13 protein-coding genes are annotated in these 18,730 nt (G+C 72.1%); 3 read left to right on the forward strand and 10 right to left on the reverse strand.

The window, feature by feature from the left end; all coding sequences use genetic code 11:
• Window positions 1-159: 159 nt before the first annotated feature.
• The 6 genes from ACGFZW_RS20095 to ACGFZW_RS20120 all read right to left on the reverse strand — a co-directional run bounded on the left by ACGFZW_RS20095 (window position 160) and on the right by ACGFZW_RS20120 (window position 8,316).
• Complete coding sequence (locus ACGFZW_RS20095; protein WP_393894487.1) at window positions 160-804, reverse strand: hypothetical protein; 645 nt, start codon at window positions 802-804, stop codon at window positions 160-162.
• The gene (locus ACGFZW_RS20100) at window positions 789-1,805 is read right to left on the reverse strand and encodes a ParA family protein (protein ID WP_393894488.1); all 1,017 of its coding nucleotides are present in this window, start codon (window positions 1,803-1,805) and stop codon (window positions 789-791) included. The genes ACGFZW_RS20095 and ACGFZW_RS20100 overlap by 16 nt, the downstream gene beginning before the upstream one ends.
• 487 nt (window positions 1,806-2,292) lie before the next feature.
• Window positions 2,293-3,408, reverse strand: coding sequence for an alanine dehydrogenase (gene ald / locus ACGFZW_RS20105; protein WP_393894528.1), 1,116 nt, complete (start codon window positions 3,406-3,408; stop codon window positions 2,293-2,295).
• A gap of 168 nt (window positions 3,409-3,576) precedes the next feature.
• The gene (locus tag ACGFZW_RS20110; protein WP_393894489.1) at window positions 3,577-5,766 is read right to left on the reverse strand and encodes a tetratricopeptide repeat protein; all 2,190 of its coding nucleotides are present in this window, start codon (window positions 5,764-5,766) and stop codon (window positions 3,577-3,579) included.
• 176 nt (window positions 5,767-5,942) lie between these two features.
• On the reverse strand, window positions 5,943-6,569 hold the full coding sequence (locus tag ACGFZW_RS20115; protein WP_393894490.1) for an NUDIX domain-containing protein: 627 nt from the start codon (window positions 6,567-6,569) through the stop codon (window positions 5,943-5,945).
• 91 nt (window positions 6,570-6,660) lie between these two features.
• Complete coding sequence (locus ACGFZW_RS20120; protein WP_393894491.1) at window positions 6,661-8,316, reverse strand: CTP synthase; 1,656 nt, start codon at window positions 8,314-8,316, stop codon at window positions 6,661-6,663.
• 418 nt (window positions 8,317-8,734) lie between these two features.
• Between ACGFZW_RS20120 and ACGFZW_RS20125 the strand changes: the two genes are divergently transcribed.
• Window positions 8,735-10,540, forward strand: coding sequence for a glycoside hydrolase family 15 protein (locus tag ACGFZW_RS20125; protein WP_393894492.1), 1,806 nt, complete (start codon window positions 8,735-8,737; stop codon window positions 10,538-10,540).
• Between the two features lie 73 nt (window positions 10,541-10,613).
• Here the strand turns inward: ACGFZW_RS20125 and ACGFZW_RS20130 are convergent, their stop codons facing one another.
• The 3 genes from ACGFZW_RS20130 to ACGFZW_RS20140 form a co-directional block, all read right to left on the reverse strand.
• Window positions 10,614-11,942 (reverse strand): MFS transporter, encoded by a 1,329-nt coding sequence (locus tag ACGFZW_RS20130; RefSeq protein ID WP_393894493.1) that lies wholly within the window; start codon window positions 11,940-11,942, stop codon window positions 10,614-10,616.
• A 117-nt stretch (window positions 11,943-12,059) separates the two neighbouring features.
• Complete coding sequence (locus ACGFZW_RS20135) at window positions 12,060-13,229, reverse strand: beta-1,3-glucanase family protein (RefSeq protein ID WP_393894494.1); 1,170 nt, start codon at window positions 13,227-13,229, stop codon at window positions 12,060-12,062.
• Window positions 13,226-14,344: a glycoside hydrolase family 16 protein gene (locus ACGFZW_RS20140; RefSeq protein WP_393894495.1), complete on the reverse strand. Its 1,119-nt coding sequence runs from the start codon at window positions 14,342-14,344 to the stop codon at window positions 13,226-13,228. Before ACGFZW_RS20140 ends, ACGFZW_RS20135 begins: the two co-directional genes overlap by 4 nt.
• Window positions 14,345-14,485: 141 nt before the next feature.
• Between ACGFZW_RS20140 and ACGFZW_RS20145 the strand changes: the two genes are divergently transcribed.
• Both ACGFZW_RS20145 and ACGFZW_RS20150 read left to right on the forward strand, forming a co-directional pair.
• The gene (locus tag ACGFZW_RS20145; protein WP_393894496.1) at window positions 14,486-15,529 is read left to right on the forward strand and encodes a LacI family DNA-binding transcriptional regulator; all 1,044 of its coding nucleotides are present in this window, start codon (window positions 14,486-14,488) and stop codon (window positions 15,527-15,529) included.
• A gap of 218 nt (window positions 15,530-15,747) precedes the next feature.
• Window positions 15,748-17,403 carry a PucR family transcriptional regulator gene (locus ACGFZW_RS20150; RefSeq protein ID WP_393894497.1) on the forward strand — a complete coding sequence of 552 codons (1,656 nt, stop codon included), beginning with the start codon at window positions 15,748-15,750 and terminating at the stop codon, window positions 17,401-17,403.
• A 47-nt stretch (window positions 17,404-17,450) separates the two neighbouring features.
• On the opposite strand, the gene ACGFZW_RS20155 is transcribed toward ACGFZW_RS20150, so the two are convergent.
• Entirely contained in the window at window positions 17,451-18,602 is a 1,152-nt protein-coding gene (locus tag ACGFZW_RS20155) for a glycosyltransferase family 4 protein (RefSeq protein WP_393894498.1), read from the reverse strand.
• Window positions 18,603-18,730: the final 128 nt, after the last annotated feature.

Consider the following 18,730-nt stretch of genomic DNA (forward strand, 5'->3'; position numbering starts at 1 on the left):
CCGGGGCGACGGGCTGGTCACGGAGGGACTCGGCCCGGCCTCACCGGGGCCGCCCCACCGAGTGGGCAGGCTATCCCGTCAGGACCGCGCCGCCGGGGACGCCGCACGGCAGCGTGCGGCGTACGGAAACCGGCCCGGGCCGGACCGCCCGGCCCCGGCCTAACGTCCGCGCAGCCGCCGTACCAGGATGCTGGCGTCTCCGCGCGACTCCAGGTCGGCGAGGACGACGGCCACCGCCTCGCGCACGATCCGGCCGCGGTCGACGGCGAGACCGTGTTCACCGCGCAGCACCAGGCGCGCGTGCTCCAGGTCCATGAGTTCCTCGGCGGAGACGTAGACCGTGATCTTCTCGTCGTGCCGCTCCCGGCCGCTGGGACGCCGGTTGGCGCCGCGCCCGCCGCCACGACGGCGGCTCTGCCCGCCGGCCTGGGCGGCCGCCGCTGCCGCGTCGTCGTCGGCCCGGCCGGACCGGCCCGTCGGCGTCCGGTGCCCCTTGGGCCCGTCCGCGTCCGTCTCACGGCCGCTGTGTTCGGCCGGGGTTGCCGGCGGAGCCGTGCGTGCAGCCCCCGGGCCGCCGTCACCGGCCGGCGCGACCGTCGCCGGTCGGCGCGCCCGTACAACGGGGGGCGCCTCCGGCGCGGTCGGGGCCGGAGTGCTCTCCCCGGCCGGCGCGGGCACCCGAGGTGCCTCGCCGTTGGCCGGGGAGCCGTTCGCCGTGCGGCGGGGAGACGAGGGCTGCAGCCCCATCCCCCCGGTGGTGCGGAACAGCTCGTCGGCTCCGGGCAGACTCACTCGGCGTGACACCGGGCGAGCACCTCCCTGGCGAGCTGACGATAAGCGGCCGCACCCACGGAGTTGGAGGCGTACGTGGTGATCGGCTCGCCCGCGACGGTCGTCTCGGGGAAGCGGACCGTACGGCCGATGACGGTGTGGTAGACGTGCTCGTCGAAGGCTTCCACGACACGTGCGAGCACCTCGCGGCTGTGCACGGTGCGGGAGTCGTACATCGTCGCCAGGATGCCGTCCAGCTCCAGCTCGGGGTTGAGCCGCTCCTGGACCTTCTCGATCGTCTCGGTGAGCAGCGCCACGCCGCGCAGCGCGAAGAACTCGCACTCCAGCGGGACGATGACCTTGTGAGCCGCCGTCAGGGCGTTGACGGTGAGCAGACCGAGCGAGGGCTGGCAGTCGATGACGATGTAGTCGTAGTCCGCGAGCAGCGGCTTGAGCGCGCGCTGCAGTGTCGACTCGCGCGCGACCTCGCTGACCAACTGCACCTCTGCCGCCGACAAGTCGATATTGCTGGGCAGCAGGTCCATGTTGGGGACCGCGGTCTTGAGGAGGACGTCGTCGGCCGACATGCCCCGCTCCATGAGCAGGTTGTAGACCGTCAGGTCGAGTTCCATCGGGTTGACGCCGAGTCCGACCGACAGGGCACCCTGCGGGTCGAAGTCGACGAGCAGCACCCGTCGTCCGTATTCGGCGAGTGCGGCGCCCAGGTTGATGGTCGAGGTGGTCTTGCCGACCCCGCCCTTCTGGTTGCACATCGCGATGATCTTGGCGGGGCCGTGATCCGACAGCGGTCCGGGGATCGGGAAGTACGGGAGCGGGCGCCCGGTCGGGCCGACGCGCTCGCGGCGCTGACGGGCCGCGTCCGGAGCGAGCGTCGCCGCGTACTCCGGGTCCGGCTCGTACTCCGCGTCGGGATCGTAGAAGTGCCCCTCGGGCAGGTCGTCGTAGTCGGCGAGACGGGCGGGATCTCCACTGCCCCGGTCGCCGGCCATGGCGTTCACGTGATGGCCGTCCATGCTTTCGTGGGCTGTCGTGGTCGTGCTCTGGTGGGCTGCGAAGGTGTGGACTGCGACGGAGCCGACAGCCTTGAGCCCCGAGGGACCTTGGCCCCGTGCAACGACTCCTGGTCGACCACCTCCGGGAGAAAATGTCGACTCATTCACAAGTCGTCGTACCTCCTTGGATGTGACCAGGAAACTTATCGATAGGTCAGCGTGGCACCATGCCGACGGTTGGCGACTCTATGGCGTGTCGGGCGTTCGCAGCAACACAATCCACCGGACCCGGCACGATGTGTCGGCAACCGAACCCCTCGATGTCAAGGGCGCAGGCGGCATCAGACCGAGGTTTCGGGGGTGTGCGAATCGGTTAAAGGGTTACGTTCACGGCGAGTTGAGAGCCGGCCCGCCGGCGTCGGACATCCGCGGACTCGTACATGCGACCGGCCGGGCCTTGTCGACAAGGCCCGGCCGGATGTGCAGCGTTGACGCTCGCGGTTGACGCTCAGCCCAGGAGCGTGCGCAGTTCGACGGCCTCCAGGCCGTGCGCCTCGGCGACGGGTCCGTAGACCACCCTGCCGTCGTGCGTGTTGAGGCCCTTGGCCAGCGCCGGGTCACGGCGCAGCGCCTCGACCCAGCCGCGGTTCGCCAGCTCCACGATGTAGGGCAGCGTGGCGTTGGTGAGCGCGTGGGTGGAGGTGTTCGGGACCGCGCCGGGCATGTTGGCGACGCAGTAGAAGACCGAGTTGTGGACCGGGAAGGTCGGCTCGGCGTGCGTGGTGGGACGCGAGTCCTCGAAGCAGCCGCCCTGGTCGATCGCGATGTCGACAAGGACACTTCCGGGCTTCATCTTGGCGACGAGCTCGTTGGTGACCAGCTTGGGGGCCTTGGCGCCGGGGATCAGGACGGCACCGACGACGAGGTCGGCCTCGACGACGGCCTTCTCCAGCTCGAAGGCGTTGGAGACGATCGTCTGCACCTTGGTGCCGAAGATCTTGTCGGCCTCGCGGAGCTTGTTGATGTCCTTGTCGAGCAGCGTGACGTGGAAGCCGAGACCCACGGCGATCTGCAGGGCGTTCCAGCCGGAGACGCCGCCGCCGATGATGACGGCCTTGCCCGCGTGGACACCGGGGACGCCGCCGGGCAGCACACCGCGGCCGCCGGCCTGACGCATGAGGTGGTACGCGCCGACCTGCGGGGCGATCCGGCCCGCGACCTCGGACATCGGGGCGAGCAGCGGCAGCTGGCGGCCGGCCGTCTCGACGGTCTCGTAGGCGATGGCCGTGGTGCCGGAGTCCAGCAGCGCGTCCGTGCACTCGCGGGAGGCCGCGAGGTGCAGGTAGGTGAAGAGGGTCTGGTCCTTGCGGAGGCGGTGGTACTCCTCCGCGATGGGCTCCTTGACCTTCAGCAGGAGGTCGGCGGTGCCCCAGACCTCGTCGGCGGTGCCGAGGATGGCGGCGCCGGCGGAGACGTACTCCTCGTTCGTGATGGACGAGCCGAGGCCGGCGTCCTTCTCGACGAAGACCTGGTGGCCGTGGCGAACCAGCTCGTTCACGCCGGCGGGCGTGATGGCCACGCGGAACTCGTTGTTCTTGACCTCGCGGGGGATGCCGACCTTCACGTCGATCACGGTCCTTGTAAGAGAGGTTGCAGGAGGAATTATCCCCTCATGCGGTGCATGACGGAACTGACCGCGCCGTACGCGGCCCACCCAGTCTATTGAAGGAGCTCTCGTTGTCTAGCCTTGCAAAGCTTCAATCTTTTCGATGACCACTACCGATTTCGTAGGTCACAGAGGGTGATCTTCGAGAAGTCGCTCTCCCACGGCCCGATGGAGCCGTGCTGCGGCTGGGTCGCCGAGCCGCTCGAGGGTGTCCGCAATCCGTAGCTGGAGTGCCGCTTCGAGACGTCCGTCACCCGCGCCGCGGGCGCATTCGAGCGCCTCCATGCAGGTCCGCAGGGCCTCCTCGGGCCGGCCCGCGTACTCCTGGACCCGTGCCACCTCGCCGGTCGCCCGCGCCTGCCCCGCCACGTCGCCGAGCCTGCGGTACGTCCGGGCGGCGGCCCGCCACTCCTTCAGCGCGTCGCCCCACCGGCCCGCATAGGTGTGCGCGCCGCCGATCCGCCCGTGCAGCCGCGCGGCGTCGGCGCTCTCCCCGCGGGCCAGCCGCAGCTCAAGCGCCCGTCCGTACCAGTCGGCGGCCCGCTGCCAGTCGCCCAGCTCGGAGTACGTACCGCCCAGTGACTCCAGCGCCCGGCCGGTGGCCACCGGGTCCTTCACCGAGCGGGCGGCCTCCAGCGCTCCGCGGTAGCCGCTGAGCGCCTCCTCCGTCCGTCCGCACCGGCCGTCGAGGTCCGCGAGATTGAGCAGTGCGGCGGCTTTCTCGTGCGGCAGGTCGCGCCGCCTGGCCACTTCCAGGACGAGTCCGTGCAGTGCGTAGAGGTCCGGCGCGGCCGCCTGCGCTCCCAGGTGGGCGAGCAGCGTCCGGGTCAGCGCGGCCATCAACCGCCGGTCCAGGGTGTCGAGTTCGCCGTCCGCGACAGCGACCCTGGCGGCGTCGAGCAGCGCGTCACGGCGGCTGCGCAGCCAGCTCGCGGCGGCGTCCTCGGACGGGAAGCGCAGCGAGCGCGGCAACCCGGCGACCTTCTGGCGCGCGGGGGAATCGGCCGGCTCGCCCATGGCGCGGCAGGACTGGAGCAGGCGCACGGTGCGCTCCAGCATCCGGGCCCTTGCCAGCTGGATGTCCGCGGGCCGCTCGTGCTCCAGGAGCAGCTCATGCGCCAACGGTCCCAGACAGCCGGGCAGTTGGTAGCGCGGATGCGGCACACTGCCGGAAGCGCGGGCCGATGAGGAGCCGGCCGCTTCGTCGGCTCCGGTCTCCTCGTCGGGGGCCGGCCGCAGCAGGCCGAGGGCGACGAAGTCGTGCAGCATCGTCGTGGCCGCGGCGACCGAGCAGCCGGCCAGCGCGGACGCGATGTGCGCGTCGATCAGACCGCCGGGAGCCAGTGTGAGCAGCCGCAGTATCCGGGCGGCCGGCGGCGGCAGCGCGGCGTAGGCGAGCCGGAACGCCCGGTAGAGCGGGCGGGTGCCCGTCGGCAGGTCCTCGGGCAGCGGGACGCCGTGCAGCTCGTTGCGCAGGTCGGAGATCGACGCCTTGGGCCGGGCGGCGAGCCAGCCGCCGGCCAGCACCAGAGCTGCGGGCTGTCCACCGCACTCCTCGGCGACGGCCTCCGCGATCCGCGGGTCGACGGTGATGCGGGTCGGCCCCGCGAACCGGGCGAGGATCTCCACGCACGCCGCGCTGTCCAGACCGCCGACGGTGCAGGGGCGCACATCGGGGATGCCCGTCAGGGGCCCCTGTGAGACCACCACCACCAGGCAGTCCGGGGCGTCCGGGAGCAGTACCTCGACCTGCTCGGCGCCTGGTGCGTCGTCCAGGAAGAGCAGCGCGCGGCGATCGGCGAGCGCGGCCCGCAGGCTCTCCGTCAGCTCGTCCTCGGTCGCGCCGGGCGGGGAGTCGACACCGAGCGCGGTGAGCAGCTCACGGGCGGTGCGGTCGGTGCCGACCGGTTCGCCGCCCGGCGCGGTCAGAGCGGCCCGCAGCACACCGTCGGGGTAGTCGTCCGCGAGTTCGCGCAGCAGCTCCTCGGCGAGGGCGGTGCGGCCGGCCCCGGGGCGGCCCGCGATGAGCAGGACGCGACTGCGGGCTCCCCTGCGGCCGGAGAGGGTGTCGAGGCCGGTCCGCGCGATGTCGGCGCGGAGCGCCTTGAGCTCCCGGCGCCGGCCGGCGAAACGGGACGCCGGAGGCGCGGCGGGAGCCCCCGGGGCGGTCCCCTCAGGGGCGCCGCGGCGACTTTGCGGGCCGCCGGCGACGCCGTCCTGGCGGGGTGGTGACGCCTGCAGATCGCGCGCCGCCGTGGCGGGCCGCCCCGCCGTCTCCGGCGGGAGGTGCCCCCCGCCCACCGCCTGATCCGTCACCGGCCACGCTCCCGTCCACCTGCGCGTACGAGCCCGCCGCGGACGCGGACGGGGATGCGACCGAGGGTAGTTCACACCCCGTCACAAGCCGTGCTGAGCAGGGCGGTTGAGTCACTCGATCGGATCAGCAGATCATCGGACCGGAAGACGGAGGGCCGGCGGCGCGACCGGCCGGATCAGCTCTCGAACGGGCGGGCCGGCCACGGCGCCTCGGCCGGGCGCAACGCGTCCAGCCCCTCGCCGCCCTGGGCCGCGGTCAGCGCGAGAACGCCGACGACGAGGCAGTTGTTGTGCAGCTCGCCGGCGAGCACACCGCGGACCAGCTCGGCCTGCGGCACCCGCGCCAGCTCCATGTCGGCCTCCTCCTCGAAGACCTCGAAGCGCTCCCCCTCGGCCGTGGAGAGGTCGCGGGCGAGGAAGATCCGTACGGCCTCGTCGCAGCCACCGGGGGTGGTGTAGACGTCGGTCAGCACCCGCCAGTCCTCTGCCTTGACGTGCGCCTCCTCGTACAGCTCGCGCTGCGCGGCGTGCAGCGGGTTCTCGCCGGGGACGTCGAGCAGTCCGGCCGGGATCTCCCAGAGCCTCTGGCGGACCGGGTGACGGTATTGGCAGAGCACCAGTACGTTGCCGTCGTCGTCCAGGGCGAGGACGGCGACGGAACCGGGGTGCACCTGGTAGTCGCGGGTGACGGTGGAGCCGTCCGGCATGACGACCTCGTCGGTGCGCACGCTGGTCTTCTTCCCGGTGAACGGCGTCGTGGTCGCGGTGACCGTCCACTCCTCGGGGGTGTCCTTGATCGCCATGCGGCGTCCTCCTTGGTGAGCCTCAACGCAGAAACCGGGGCACGACCTCGAAGAGGCCGTACCCCGGCAACCGTATCCGTCGTGCCGTGCCTTACTTCCCGGCACCCGTCTTGCGGGCGACGGCCGCCTTGACCAGGCCCGCGAAGAGCGGGTGCGGGCGGGTCGGGCGGGAGCGCAGCTCCGGGTGCGCCTGGGTGGCGACCAGGTAGGGGTGCACCTCGCGCGGGTACTCGACGTACTCGACGAGCTTGTTGTCGGGGGACGTGCCGGAGAACAGCAGACCTGCCTTCTTCTCCAGCTCACCGCGGTAGGCGTTGTTGACCTCGTAGCGGTGGCGGTGGCGCTCCTCGACGTACGGCTGGTCGTCGTAGACCTCACGGACGATCGAGCCCTCGGCGAGCTTGGCCGGGTACATCCCCAGCCGCATCGTCCCGCCCATGTCGCCCTCACCGGCGACGATGTCCATCTGCTCGGCCATCGTGGAGATGACCGGGTCGGCCGCCGCCGGGTCGAACTCGGTGGAGTTCGCGCCCTCGATGCCGGCCAGGTTGCGGGCCGCCTCGATGACCACGCACTGCAGGCCCAGGCACAGGCCGAGCAGCGGCAGCTTGTTCTCGCGGGCGTAGGTGATCGCGCCGACCTTGCCGTCGACACCGCGGTCGCCGAAGCCGCCGGGGATGCAGACGGCGTCGCAGTCCGCGAGCTGCTCGGCGGCCCCGGTCGGGGTCTTGCAGTCGTCGGAGGTGACCCACTTCAGCTTCACGCGGGTCTTGTTCGCGAAGCCGCCGGCGCGCAGCGCCTCGGTGACCGAGAGGTAGGCGTCGGGCAGGTCGATGTACTTGCCGACCAGCGCGACCTTGACCTCGTGGCCGGGGTTGTGGACGCGGTCCAGCAGGTCCGCCCACTGGGTCCAGTCCACGTCACGGAAGGGCAGGTCCAGCTTGCGCACGATGAAGGCGTCCAGGCCCTCGGCGTGCACGACCTTGGGGATGTCGTAGATGGACGGCGCGTCCGGGCACGCGATGACCGCGGCCTCGTCGACGTCGCACATCAGCGAGATCTTGCGCTTGATCGCGGTGGGCACCTCGCGGTCGGCGCGCAGCACGATCGCGTCGGGCTGGATACCGATGTTGCGCAGCGCCGCGACCGAGTGCTGGGTCGGCTTGGTCTTCAGCTCACCGGACGGGCCGATGTACGGGAGCAGCGAGATGTGCACGACGAAGACGTTGTCCCGGCCGACCTCGTGGCGGACCTGGCGGACGGTCTCCAGGAACGGCAGCGACTCGATGTCGCCGACCGTGCCGCCGACCTCGGTGATGACGACGTCGACGTCGTCGGTCGCCATCCGCCGGATGCGGTGCTTGATCTCGTTGGTGATGTGCGGGATGACCTGCACGGTGTCGCCGAGGTACTCACCGCGCCGCTCCTTGGCGATCACGGTGTTGTAGACCTGGCCGGTGGTCACGTTCGCGGAGCCGTCGAGGTCGACGTCGAGGAACCGCTCGTAGTGGCCGATGTCCAGGTCGGTCTCGGCTCCGTCGTTGGTGACGAAGACCTCACCGTGCTGGAACGGGTTCATCGTTCCGGGGTCGACGTTGAGGTAGGGGTCGAGCTTCTGCATCGTGACCCGCAGGCCGCGCGCCTTCAGGAGCGCACCCAGGCTGGAGGCCGTGAGCCCCTTGCCGAGCGAGGAGGCGACGCCCCCGGTGACGAAGAGGTGCTTGGTCGTCGTGGATTTGGGCGGCATGGCCAAGAGGGAACTCCCGTGGTCGCGAGGTGGAGAGGTGCGATGCGGCGCCGACCTGGAGTTTCAGGGGTGCCTTCGCTGCGGTTCGGGGGTGCCGTGACATCTGCCGTGACAGCTCTGGGGTCCCACCGGTCCACGGGGTACCAGGCTATCAGCGACCTGGCATGGTCGCTCCCGGCCACGCACCCGGACTCTCACGTGACACAGGCCACCCGTTCGGACCACCCCACTCGACGCGAGGGTCACGCAGATCATCCGCGTGCGTCGTATCCTGCTCGGACACTCGCAATCGAGCCGTCCGGGAAGGCACCACCCCCGCCCCGATTTCCGGTCCCGCTGCTCGGCGACGTTTCATGGGCAGGACGGATACATCACACGTCCCGTGGGGGGCGTCACTCCAGTTCGACGGGAGAGGCACGTGGCCGGGCGCATCGAGGACTACGCACTCATCGGCGATATGCAGACCGCCGCCCTAGTGTGCCGGGACGGCACGGTCGACTGGCTGTGCCTCCCCCGCTTCGACTCGCCGGCGGTCTTCGCCGGACTGCTGGGCACCGAGGAGCACGGATTCTGGCGGATGGGGCCCTCGCACGGCCCCGAGGGCAAGCCGCTGCCCGCCGACCGCCGCCGCTACCGGGGCGATTCGCTCGTGCTGGAGTCGGAATGGGACACACCGCGCGGAACGGTACGGGTCATCGACTTCATGCCGCCCCGTGACGGCGCACCGCAGCTGATCCGCATCGTGGAAGGGGTCAGCGGACGCGTCCAGATGACCTCCGCGCTGCGGATGCGGTTCTCCTACGGCTGGGTCGTGCCATGGGTCCACAAGGTGGACGGCCGCACGGTCGCGGTCGCGGGACCGGACTCGGTCTGGCTGGACACCTCCGTGGACACCTACGGCAAGGACCTGACGACGTACTCCGACTTCACCGTCCGGCCGGGCGACCGGATCGCCTTCACGATCAGCTGGCAGCCCTCGCACCACCAGCCGCCGGCGCTGGCGGAGCCCGAGGCGTCGCTGACGGCCACCGAGGACTTCTGGCGCGAGTGGGTCGAGCACTGCACCTACCACGGCCCCTACCGGGACGCGGTGGTGCGCTCGCTGATCACGCTCAAGGCGCTGACCTACGCGCCGACCGGTGGGATCGTTGCGGCGCCGACGACCTCGCTGCCCGAGTGCGTGGGCGGTGTCCGCAACTGGGACTACCGCTTCACCTGGCTGCGGGACGCCGCGATCACCCTGTCGTCGCTCCTGCGCACCGGCTACCGCGAAGAGGCGCGCGCGTGGCGCGAGTGGCTGCTGCGGGCGGTGGCCGGCGACCCGGAGAACCTGCAGATCATGTACGGCATCGCCGGTGAGCGCGAGTTGGGCGAGAACGAACTCAACTGGCTTCCGGGGTACGAGAATTCACAGCCGGTACGGGTCGGCAACGGTGCCGCGGGCCAGCTTCAGCTGGACGTCTACGGCGAGGTCACCGAGGCCCTGCACCTGGCGCACATGACGGGTCTGGCCCGTAACGACTACGCCTCGGTGCTGCAGCTGAAGCTGATCCGCTGGGTCGAGCAGCACTGGGACGAGCCGGACGAGGGGATCTGGGAGGTCCGCGGTCCGCGCCGCCACTTCGTGCACTCCAAGGTGATGACCTGGGTCGCGGTGGACCGCACGGTCAAGCTGATCGAGTCCGGGGACGTGGACGGCCCGCTGGAGCGGTGGAAGGACCTGCGCGAGACCATCCACCGGGACGTCTGCGAGAAGGGGTACGACAAGGAGCGGAACACCTTCACCCAGTCCTACGGCTCGCAGGAGCTGGACGCCTCGCTGCTGCTGATCCCGCAGATGGGCTTCCTGCCCCCGGACGACAAGCGCGTCATCGGCACGATCGAGGCGATCCAGCGGGAGCTGGCCACCGAGGACGGCTTCGTGCTGCGCTACCCGACCTCCGGCGCGGACGACCTCGGCGTGGACGGCCTGGAGGGCGAGGAGGGCGCGTTCCTGGCGTGCTCGTTCTGGCTCGCCGACGACCTGGCGATGATCGGACGCGTCGAGGAGGCCCGCAAGCTCTTCGAGCGGCTGCTCTCGCTCCGCAACGACCTGGGTCTGCTGGCGGAGGAGTGGGACCCCAAGCTCAAGCGTCAGGTGGGCAACTTCCCGCAGGCGTTCAGCCACGTCCCGCTGATCGACACGGCACTGCGGCTGACGGCGAGCGGGGCGTACGGCGGGTAGATCGGCGGGCGGGGCCGGGTCGGCGGACTCCACGTCCGCTCCGGCCGCGTGGCCCTGCCCCGCTCGGCGCCGGTCATGCCCGGTCCCGCGTACGTGGCGCAAGCGCCAGGGCGGTGACCGGGAGGAGCACGGCGAGGACGGCGAAGTTGAGGCCGCCGAAGCCGATCAGTGCGACGATGCCGCCGGCGACCGCGCCACCGGCGGCGCCGGCAAGATTCATCAGGGTGTCGGCGAGCCCCTGCACCTCGGAGCGGTGCGCGGCCGCGGTGGACTCCGTCAGCAGCGTCGAGCCGGCCACAGTGGCGCAGGACCAGCCCAGACCCAGCAGGAACAGACCCGCGGCGACGGCCCACGGCGCGCCGCCCGCGATACCCGCGGTGACGGCGGCGCAGACCTGGACGGCCTGGCCGGCGAGGATCACGCGGACCCGGCCCAGCCGGTCGGTGAGCCATCCGACGAGCGGCGACAGCGCGTACATCCCGGCGATGTGCAGGCTGATGCTGAAGCCGACGGCGCTCAACGCGGCACCGTGATGGGTGAGATGCAGCGGCGCCATGGTCATCACGGACACCATCACGGCATGACCGAGGACGACGGCTGACAGGCCGAGCAGCGCCGGCCGCGAGGTACGGACGTGCCGCACGGCGGCGACGATCCGGGTGCGGAAGGGTGCGACGGGTTCCGTGACGCCGGCCGGGACGTGTGCGCCCGCCCGCGCGGCCGCGAGGCGCAGGGGGTCAGGTCGCAGCAGGAACCAGATCAGCGCCGCGCCGGCCAGGAAGGCACCGACGGAGAAGACGAAGGTGCCCGCCTCCTCGGGCAGTCCCAGGGCGCGTGCGACCGGTTCCCCAGGGCCGCTGAGGTTGGGCCCGATGACGCTGCCGACCGTGGTGGACCACACCACCAGGGACAGGGCGCGCGCCCGGTGAGCGTCCTCGGCGAGGTCGGCGGCGGCGTAGCGGGACTGCAGGTTGGCGGCGGTACCGGATCCGATGAGCAGGGTCCCGGCGAGGACCAGGAGGAACCAGCCGAGGTGCGCGGCGACGAGCACCGTCAGTGACCCGGCGGCGGCCAACAGCCAGCCCACGCCGAGGCCCGCCCGCCTGCCCCGGGATCGGGAGAGCGCGGCGAGCGGGATGCCGAGCAGCGCGGCGCCGAGGGTGACGGAGGTGGTGGCGAGGCCCGCGAGGGCCTCGGAACCGGTGAGCCGCGCGACGAGCAGCGCCCCGGAGGAGAGCATCGAGCCCATTCCGATACCGGCGACGACCTGCGCGGACACCAGGACCCGGAGCGTGCGGCGCTGCACGGCGGCAACGGTCGCACGGTCCGGGTCCTGAGGTGTCACGGTGTGCGGTCTCCCGCGGTCGTCAGGGTCCTTGCGGGCTTGTGCGGTACCTGACATGCGACTCAGCGTAGAAGCGGGGGCCGGGGCGCGTCTCCGCATTTCCGGCCGCGTCACGGGACGCGGGAGCCGGCGGTGGGACCGGTACCGCACGAGCCGCCACCCGTGGCGGACCGGTCAGAACGGGGTCAGCGTCAGGGTGATCTCCTTGGGCGCACCGTCCTCGATGTACGAGGCGAACCCCGCGACATCGTCGAAGGCGAAGCCGTACGCCTTGCCGTCCTGGGTCGCCGCGTGCATGGCCTTGGCGTAGTGGTTGGTCAGCTGTGCCTGGTAGAAGGCGGCGGGGTCGGTGCCGGGCTGGGCGGCGTCGGAGGCGAGCGTGGAGCGGTTGAGTGCGGCGCCCAGGATGGCGGCGACCGGCCCGAGCGTGCCGTCGTTGGGTGCGGCGAGCGTGCCGTCGCAGAAGAGGACGTCGCGGGTGGAGGGCTTGTCGAAGGAGACCGAACCGGGGCCGGTGAAGGCGAGCTTGCCGCCGCTGACCCGGCCGGTGAAGGTGCCCGCGTTGGTGGTGACGGACAGGTCCTTGGACTCGTAGGCGGACCACGCCTCGTCGATGGCAGGGGCGAAGTAGTCCTTGCCGAACAGGCCGCTGTCGAGGCCGTGTCCCGGGGCGATGATGCGCTTGTCGTCGATGACCAGCGCGTCGAAGCCCTCGGCGCCCTTGACGTCGGCGAAGACCTTGGCGCGGGCGCCGTCCTTGAGCGTGCCGGTGGTCTGGTCCTTCGCGCCGGTGAGCTTGATCGCCAGCGGCACGCTGAACATGTCCACCATGGTGGTGTTGCAGTACATACCACCGGAGTTGTAGGTGAATTCGGCGCAGTCGTGCAGGACGTCGTAGTTGGGGTCGCCGGCGACCCAGCCCGCCGGATAGGCGAGCGCGGCCTTGCCGTCGCCGTCCTCGACCGCCTTGAACTTGAGCTTGCTGCCGAGCGCCGTGTAGATCCGGCCGGACATCCGGGGCAGTTGGAGGGTCGTGGTGCCGCTCGCGGCGAGCGGTATGGCGTAGTCGGTGAATCCGTCCGAGCCGTTGTCGGCCAGTGCGACGGGCTTGAGTTCCCCCTCGGGGGTGACACGTACCTGCTGGGTGCCGTCGTTGCCGACGATGTAGATCCAGACCGAGGAGTTGGCGTACGCCCCGGAGTGGTTGACGATGTGCAACGGCATGCCCGCAGCGGCCCGGCCGGCCGGGGCGGGGGCTCCGATGGCACGGCCGGCCAGGGCCATTCCGGAGACGGTGGCGGCGCCGGCGGCGAGACCGCCGAGGAGGTTGCGACGAGTGATCACGAGGTGGCTCCTTGCGGTACGGGGCGCCGGGCGGCGGGTGCGGACCGGTCGGGCTGGGCCGCCCGCGCGGACCGGGACATCGGGGGTGGATCGCCTCGGGTGGCGTCAGCGGCCTTCGCGGGCTGCTCGACGGAGACGGCGACATGGTCGACGAGCAGCGAGCCGCCGGGCTCGGTGCCGTCGGTGGGGGTGGCCGAGCCGGCCACGCCGTCCGGGAATGCCCCGCCCATCGCCAGGTTGAGCAGCAGGAAGTGCCCGTGGTGGGTCGCGTTCGCCCAGGAGGCGGCGTCCATCTCCGAGGAGTTGACGGTGTGGAACTTCTGGCCGTCGACATACCAGTTCAGCGATTCCGCGGCGCTGTCGGTACGGTCGAGCTCCAGCGCGTAGGTGTGGAATCCGGCCTGGCAGGCGGTGTCCGGGCAGTCGCGGGAGTTTCCCTTGCCCTGGGTCTCGTTGCACGGCCCGCCGGGGTTGACGCCGCAGTGCAGCACGCCCCAGACCTTGTTGATGCCGTTGACGTTCTCCATGATGTCGAACTCGCCGATGCCGGGCCAGTTCCAGTAGTTGCCGCGGTAGTCGGCGCCCAGCGTCCAGAACGCCGGCCAGTAGCCCAGCGCACCGTCACCGGAGACGTCGGGCATCCGGATGCTCGCCTCGATACGGAGCTTGCCGCCGGCCGGGGCCGCGAAGTCGGTGCGCTGCGACTCGATACGGCCCGAGGTCCAGTTGCCGCCGTCCTTCAATGCGGTGATCTTGAGGTGGCCGTCCCCGTCGAGCTGGAGGTTCTCGGGGCGGTCGGTGTAGGTCTGGCGTTCGCCGGTGCCCCAGTTGGCGGGGCCACCGGGATAGCCGGTGCCGGTGTCGATGATCCAGTCGTCGGCGGAGGGACGCGATCCGGCGGCGCCGTCGAAGTCGGTGCGCCAGACTTCCTGGAGGGCCCGGGAGGTCGTCCGGTCGTCGGCGGAGCGCCGGTCGGTGGTCGACTGCCCGGCTCGGGGGGCCGATTCCTCGGCCGAAGCCGTCGGAAGGGTAAGGGCGCAGGTCGTGACGAGTGCTGTGCTCGCGGCGAAGAACACTGCTCTCGTTCGTGTTCTCCTGCTCACTCTCATGCTCATGACATTCTCTCCTCGGCACGGTGGGGGGTAGTGAGGAGTTCTTGGGGGGTACACGTCGTGAGAGCGCTCTCATATCGTGTGCGGTGAACCCTGCCGACTCGACGGCGCACCGTCAAGTCACCGCGTGGAAAAAGGAGTTGGATGGTGTCTGAACCGAACGGCCCACGGCCGACGCTCGAGGCGGTCGCGGCGCATGCCGGGGTCTCCCGTGCGACGGTGTCCCGCGTGGTCAACGGGGGTGCGGGCGTACGGGCCGCGGTCCAGGAGCGGGTCCTGCAGTCGGTGACCGAGCTGGGGTACGTACCCAACAGCGCGGCCCGCTCGCTGGTCACCCGGCGTACCGGCGCGATCGCGGTGGTCATCGCGGAGCCGGAGACCCGGGTCTTCTCCGACCCCTTCTTCGGTCGCCAGCTGCGCGGCATCAGCCGCGAACTGTCCGCCGCCGACATGCAGTTGCTGCTGCTGTTCGTCGAGCACCGCGCCGACTACGACCGGATCGGCCGCTATCTGTCGGCCGGGCATGTCGACGGTGCGCTGATGTTCTCGCTGCACCGCGACGACCCGCTGCCCGGCATGGCCGAGCGCGCCGGGCTGCCCACGGTCTACGGGGGCCGGCCCGGCTGGAGCGGCGCCGACCGTGCGCCCCGGCCGCTCTATGTCGACACCGACAACCGCGACGGCGCACGCCAGGCCGTACGGCATCTCCTCGGCCGGGGCAGGCGCCGGATCGCCGTCATCACCGGACCGCTCGACCAGACGTCCGCCCTCGACCGCCTCGACGGCTACCGTGACGCGCTGGGCACGGCAGAGCCGGACCCGCGGCTGATCGCGGACGGCGGGTTCACGGCGAGCGGCGGCGAGCGCGCGATGGCCGAACTCCTGGACTCGGCGCCGGACCTGGACGCGGTCTTCGCCTGTTCCGACCTGATGGCGAACGGCGCGCTGCGCACCCTGCGGGCCCGCGGGAGACGAGTGCCGGACGAGGTGGCGATCGTCGGTTACGACGACCTGGAGCCGGCGGCCTGGGCGGACCCGCCGCTGACCACGGTGCGGCAGGACGTCGAGGAGATGGGCCGGGTGATGGCCCGGCTGCTGCTCCGTCGGCTGGGCCCGCGGAAGGCGGACGACGAGGACCTCGCACCGGTGGTCACCGAGGCGAAGCTGGTGGTGCGGGAGTCGGGGTGAGCCGGCCGGGCGGGCGGGGGAGCCGGGAGCGGCGCCGCGGACCGTACGGCCGGGCACCGCACCCACCCCGCCTGTCGCTCGCCCCTCCCTGTGCCGCACCCACACCTCGTACCACCCGGCCCACGCCCCTTCCGCGCACCGCTCGCCCGTGCCACGCCCCGGCACCGGAGGCGGACCTGGGCGTTCCGGATAGCGGAGTGCGGGTACCGTTCGACGCCATGGGGCCGGAAGCGAAAATCGAAGCCGAGATCACGGTACGCAGGGCACTGGAGCTGCCCGCGCTGCGTCGGGGCCTGCCGGAGGTGGTGGCCGGTGAGGACCGCCTGGACCGGGCGGTGCGCTGGGTGCACGCCGGGGAGGTCCCGCACATCGCCTCGCTGCTCAAGGGCGGCGAGCTGCTGCTGACGACCGGCCTCGGGCTGGGCGCGCGGCCCTCCGAGCAGCGCGCCTTCATCCGCAAGCTCGCCGACCGCGAGATCGCCGCTCTCGTCGTGGAGCTGGGTTCGCGTTTCGAAGCGCTGCCCTCGGCAATGGTCGACAGCGCACGCGACTGCGGGCTTCCGCTGATCCAGCTGCATCGCGAGGTCCCCTACGTCACGGTGACCGAGGCGATCCACACCGAGATCATCAACAGCCACTACCTGTTGCTGCGACGGGCCGACGAGATCCTGCGCCGCTGTACGGACGTCCTGCTGCGCGGCGGCGGCGCTCCCGAGGTGCTCCGCCTGCTGGCCGTCTTCACCGGTAATCCGCTGTGCCTGGAGGCCCCCGACGGCAGCCCGCTGTACGCGGCAGGACCCGATGGCGACGACGACAGCGGCGGCCCGGCGGACGCCGACCCCTTGCTGGCCTGGGAGGGCCTGCGCGACACCGGCGTCCGCATCGACGTGCCCGGCGGCGGCCACGGCCCCGACGCGGTGCGCGCCCGTCTGGTCCTGCTGCCCGTCAACACCCCCGTGGCGCAGGTCCACCGGATCGCCGCGGAACGCGCCGCCGACCTGCTGGCCGTGGTCATGCTGCAGTCCCGTCAGGAGGAGGTGCTCGCCGCCCGCGGCCGGGGGGACTTCCTCGCCGATCTCGCGGAGGGCCGGATCTCCGCGGCCGAGGCACCGGGCCAGGCGCGCCTGCTGGGCTTCCGCCCCGGTCCGGAGGCGCCCGTGTTCCCGGTGGTCATGCGGCTGCCCGCCGGACTGCCCACTCCCGGCAGCTGGGCGCTCCTCGCGCAGACGCTGCGCGAGGAACTCGCCGCCACCGGGGTGCCCGTCCTGCTCGGCGTACGGCCCGTGGAAGGACGGGTCCCGGTGCTGGTGGCGCTGCGCGCGGGCCAGGACCGGGACACCGTCGCGGACCGCATCGCCGAGGCGCTGCGCGCGGGCGTCGTGCGGGCGGGCGTCGACCGGCCGTCCGCGCACCGGCCCGTGGTCGTCGTGGGCACGACGGGCGACTGGGCGGCAGCGGGGCCCGGACTGCGCCATGCCGCGGAGGCGGCGGCCGCGGCGCAGGGGCTGCCGGAACAGACCTGGTACGACGCGCGCCGACTGGACATCGAGCTGCTGCTGTGGCGGATGCGCGAACACGGTGAGCAGGGCGTCCTCGCGGACTTCGTGGAGCGCGCCATCGGCCCACTGCTCGCTCATGACCGGGGCGCGCGCCAGCCGCTGCTGCCGACACTGGAGGCGTATCTGGCGAGCGCGGGCCGCAAGGCCGAGACCGCCCGTGACCTCAATGTGAACCGGCAGACCCTGTACGACCGCCTGGCCCGTATCGGCCAGCTTCTCGGAACGGACCTGGAGGACCCGCAGACGGTCCTGGGCCTGCGGCTGGCCCTGCGCGCCCGACGGCACACGGACAACCGGCCCGCGGACAAGGCGTAGCCCAGGGGGACGAAGGGGGCGGCGAAGCGAGGGAAGAGCGCCCCGCCCTAGGCCGGCAGAACCGGCTGCGTCAGCTCGTCGTAGACGCTGAGCACCTGGGCGACCGTGTCGTCCTCGGTTGGCCACCCGGCCGCCTGGGCCCGGCCCGCCGCGGCCAGGGCGTCCCGGCGGGCGGGGTCGGCGAGGAGGTCGAGGACCGTACGGGCCAGGGCGGCGGCATCGCCGTAGCGGACCAGCTCGGCTCCGCTGCCCACCAGCTCCCGGGTGCCTCCGGTGTCGGTCGCCACCAGCGGCACACCTGCCCGCAGCGCCTCCTGGGCGATCAGTGAACGGGCTTCCCAGCGGCTGGGCAGCACCACCAGGTCGGCGGCTGCGAGGAGTTCGGGTACGTCGTCGCGGCGGCCGAGCAGCTGGACGGGCAGCAGCTCGTTGTCGATGCGCCGCTGGAGCGCGAGCCGCTGGTCCCCCTCCCCAGCGATGGCGAGCAGCGGTTGCGGATCACGGCCACACCAGGCGTGCGCCGCGTCGAGCAGCAGGTCGTGGCCCTGGCCCTGGTCGAGGCGGCCGACCGCGAGCAGCAGGGGGCGGTCCACGGCGCCCAGTTCGGCCCGCTCCTTGTCGCGCTTGCACTCCTCGTCCTCGGACGCGGGCGGCGCGCCGCCGGGCCGGGGCCGGGGGATGGCGACCGGCGCGAGACGGGCATCGCGTGCGCCCCGCTCGCGCGCCCGGTCCACGAGGTCGGAGCAGACGCCGAGGACGACAGCGGCTGCCTTTGCCACCCGCCGTTCCATCAGATGCACGAGCCCGGCACGCGCGCCCGCGGTGTGCGCCTTTGTGTGCCAGGTGATGACCAGAGGTACGTGTGCTCCCCGGGGGCCGCGCAGGGCCATGGAGGCCCGCAGTCCGGCCCGGAGGCCGTGCGCGTGGACGAGGTCGGCGCCCCAGCAGGCGCTGCGCAGTGCCGCCACACCGGCCGGGTCCATACGAGGGGCGACCGGGGTGAACCGCGCTCCGACGCCGGTGAAGTCGTAGGTCTCCTCGGCTTCGGGAGCGGCGCATACGGTCACCCGTACCCCGCGCGCGACCAGTCCTTCCGCCAAGGAGCGCACGTGTGCCGCGCTGCCGGCGCTGCCGTGCCCCAGCACCTGGACCGTGCGCAGCGGCGACTGCCCGTGCGACGAGGTCGGGACGCTGCTCACGTGGTCGGGGCTCCTGTGTCGGTGGACGGTACGGGCCGCCCGGCGGGGGCGGTCCGGGAACTGCGGGCTGCGTGCAGCGGTTGCTGCGTGGTCGTGCGGCGTCGGGGTGGTGCGGGGTCGTGCGCGGG

The organism is Streptomyces sp. NPDC048248 (assembly GCF_043201875.1).
Taxonomy (GTDB): Bacteria; Actinomycetota; Actinomycetes; order Streptomycetales; family Streptomycetaceae; genus Streptomyces.

What these genes read in the sequence shown, in the direction of transcription:
- ACGFZW_RS20100 (WP_393894488.1), bottom strand. Translation starts at nt 1,805, where the DNA reads ATGGACGGCCATCACGTGAACGCCATGGCCGGCGACCGGGGCAGTGGA.
- ACGFZW_RS20115 (WP_393894490.1), bottom strand. Translation starts at nt 6,569, where the DNA reads ATGGCGATCAAGGACACCCCCGAGGAGTGGACGGTCACCGCGACCACG.
- ACGFZW_RS20120 (WP_393894491.1), bottom strand. Translation starts at nt 8,316, where the DNA reads ATGCCGCCCAAATCCACGACGACCAAGCACCTCTTCGTCACCGGGGGC.
- ACGFZW_RS20130 (WP_393894493.1), bottom strand. Translation starts at nt 11,942, where the DNA reads ATGTCAGGTACCGCACAAGCCCGCAAGGACCCTGACGACCGCGGGAGA.
- ACGFZW_RS20140 (WP_393894495.1), bottom strand. Translation starts at nt 14,344, where the DNA reads ATGAGCATGAGAGTGAGCAGGAGAACACGAACGAGAGCAGTGTTCTTC.
- ACGFZW_RS20145 (WP_393894496.1), top strand. Translation starts at nt 14,486, where the DNA reads ATGGTGTCTGAACCGAACGGCCCACGGCCGACGCTCGAGGCGGTCGCG.
- ACGFZW_RS20150 (WP_393894497.1), top strand. Translation starts at nt 15,748, where the DNA reads ATGGGGCCGGAAGCGAAAATCGAAGCCGAGATCACGGTACGCAGGGCA.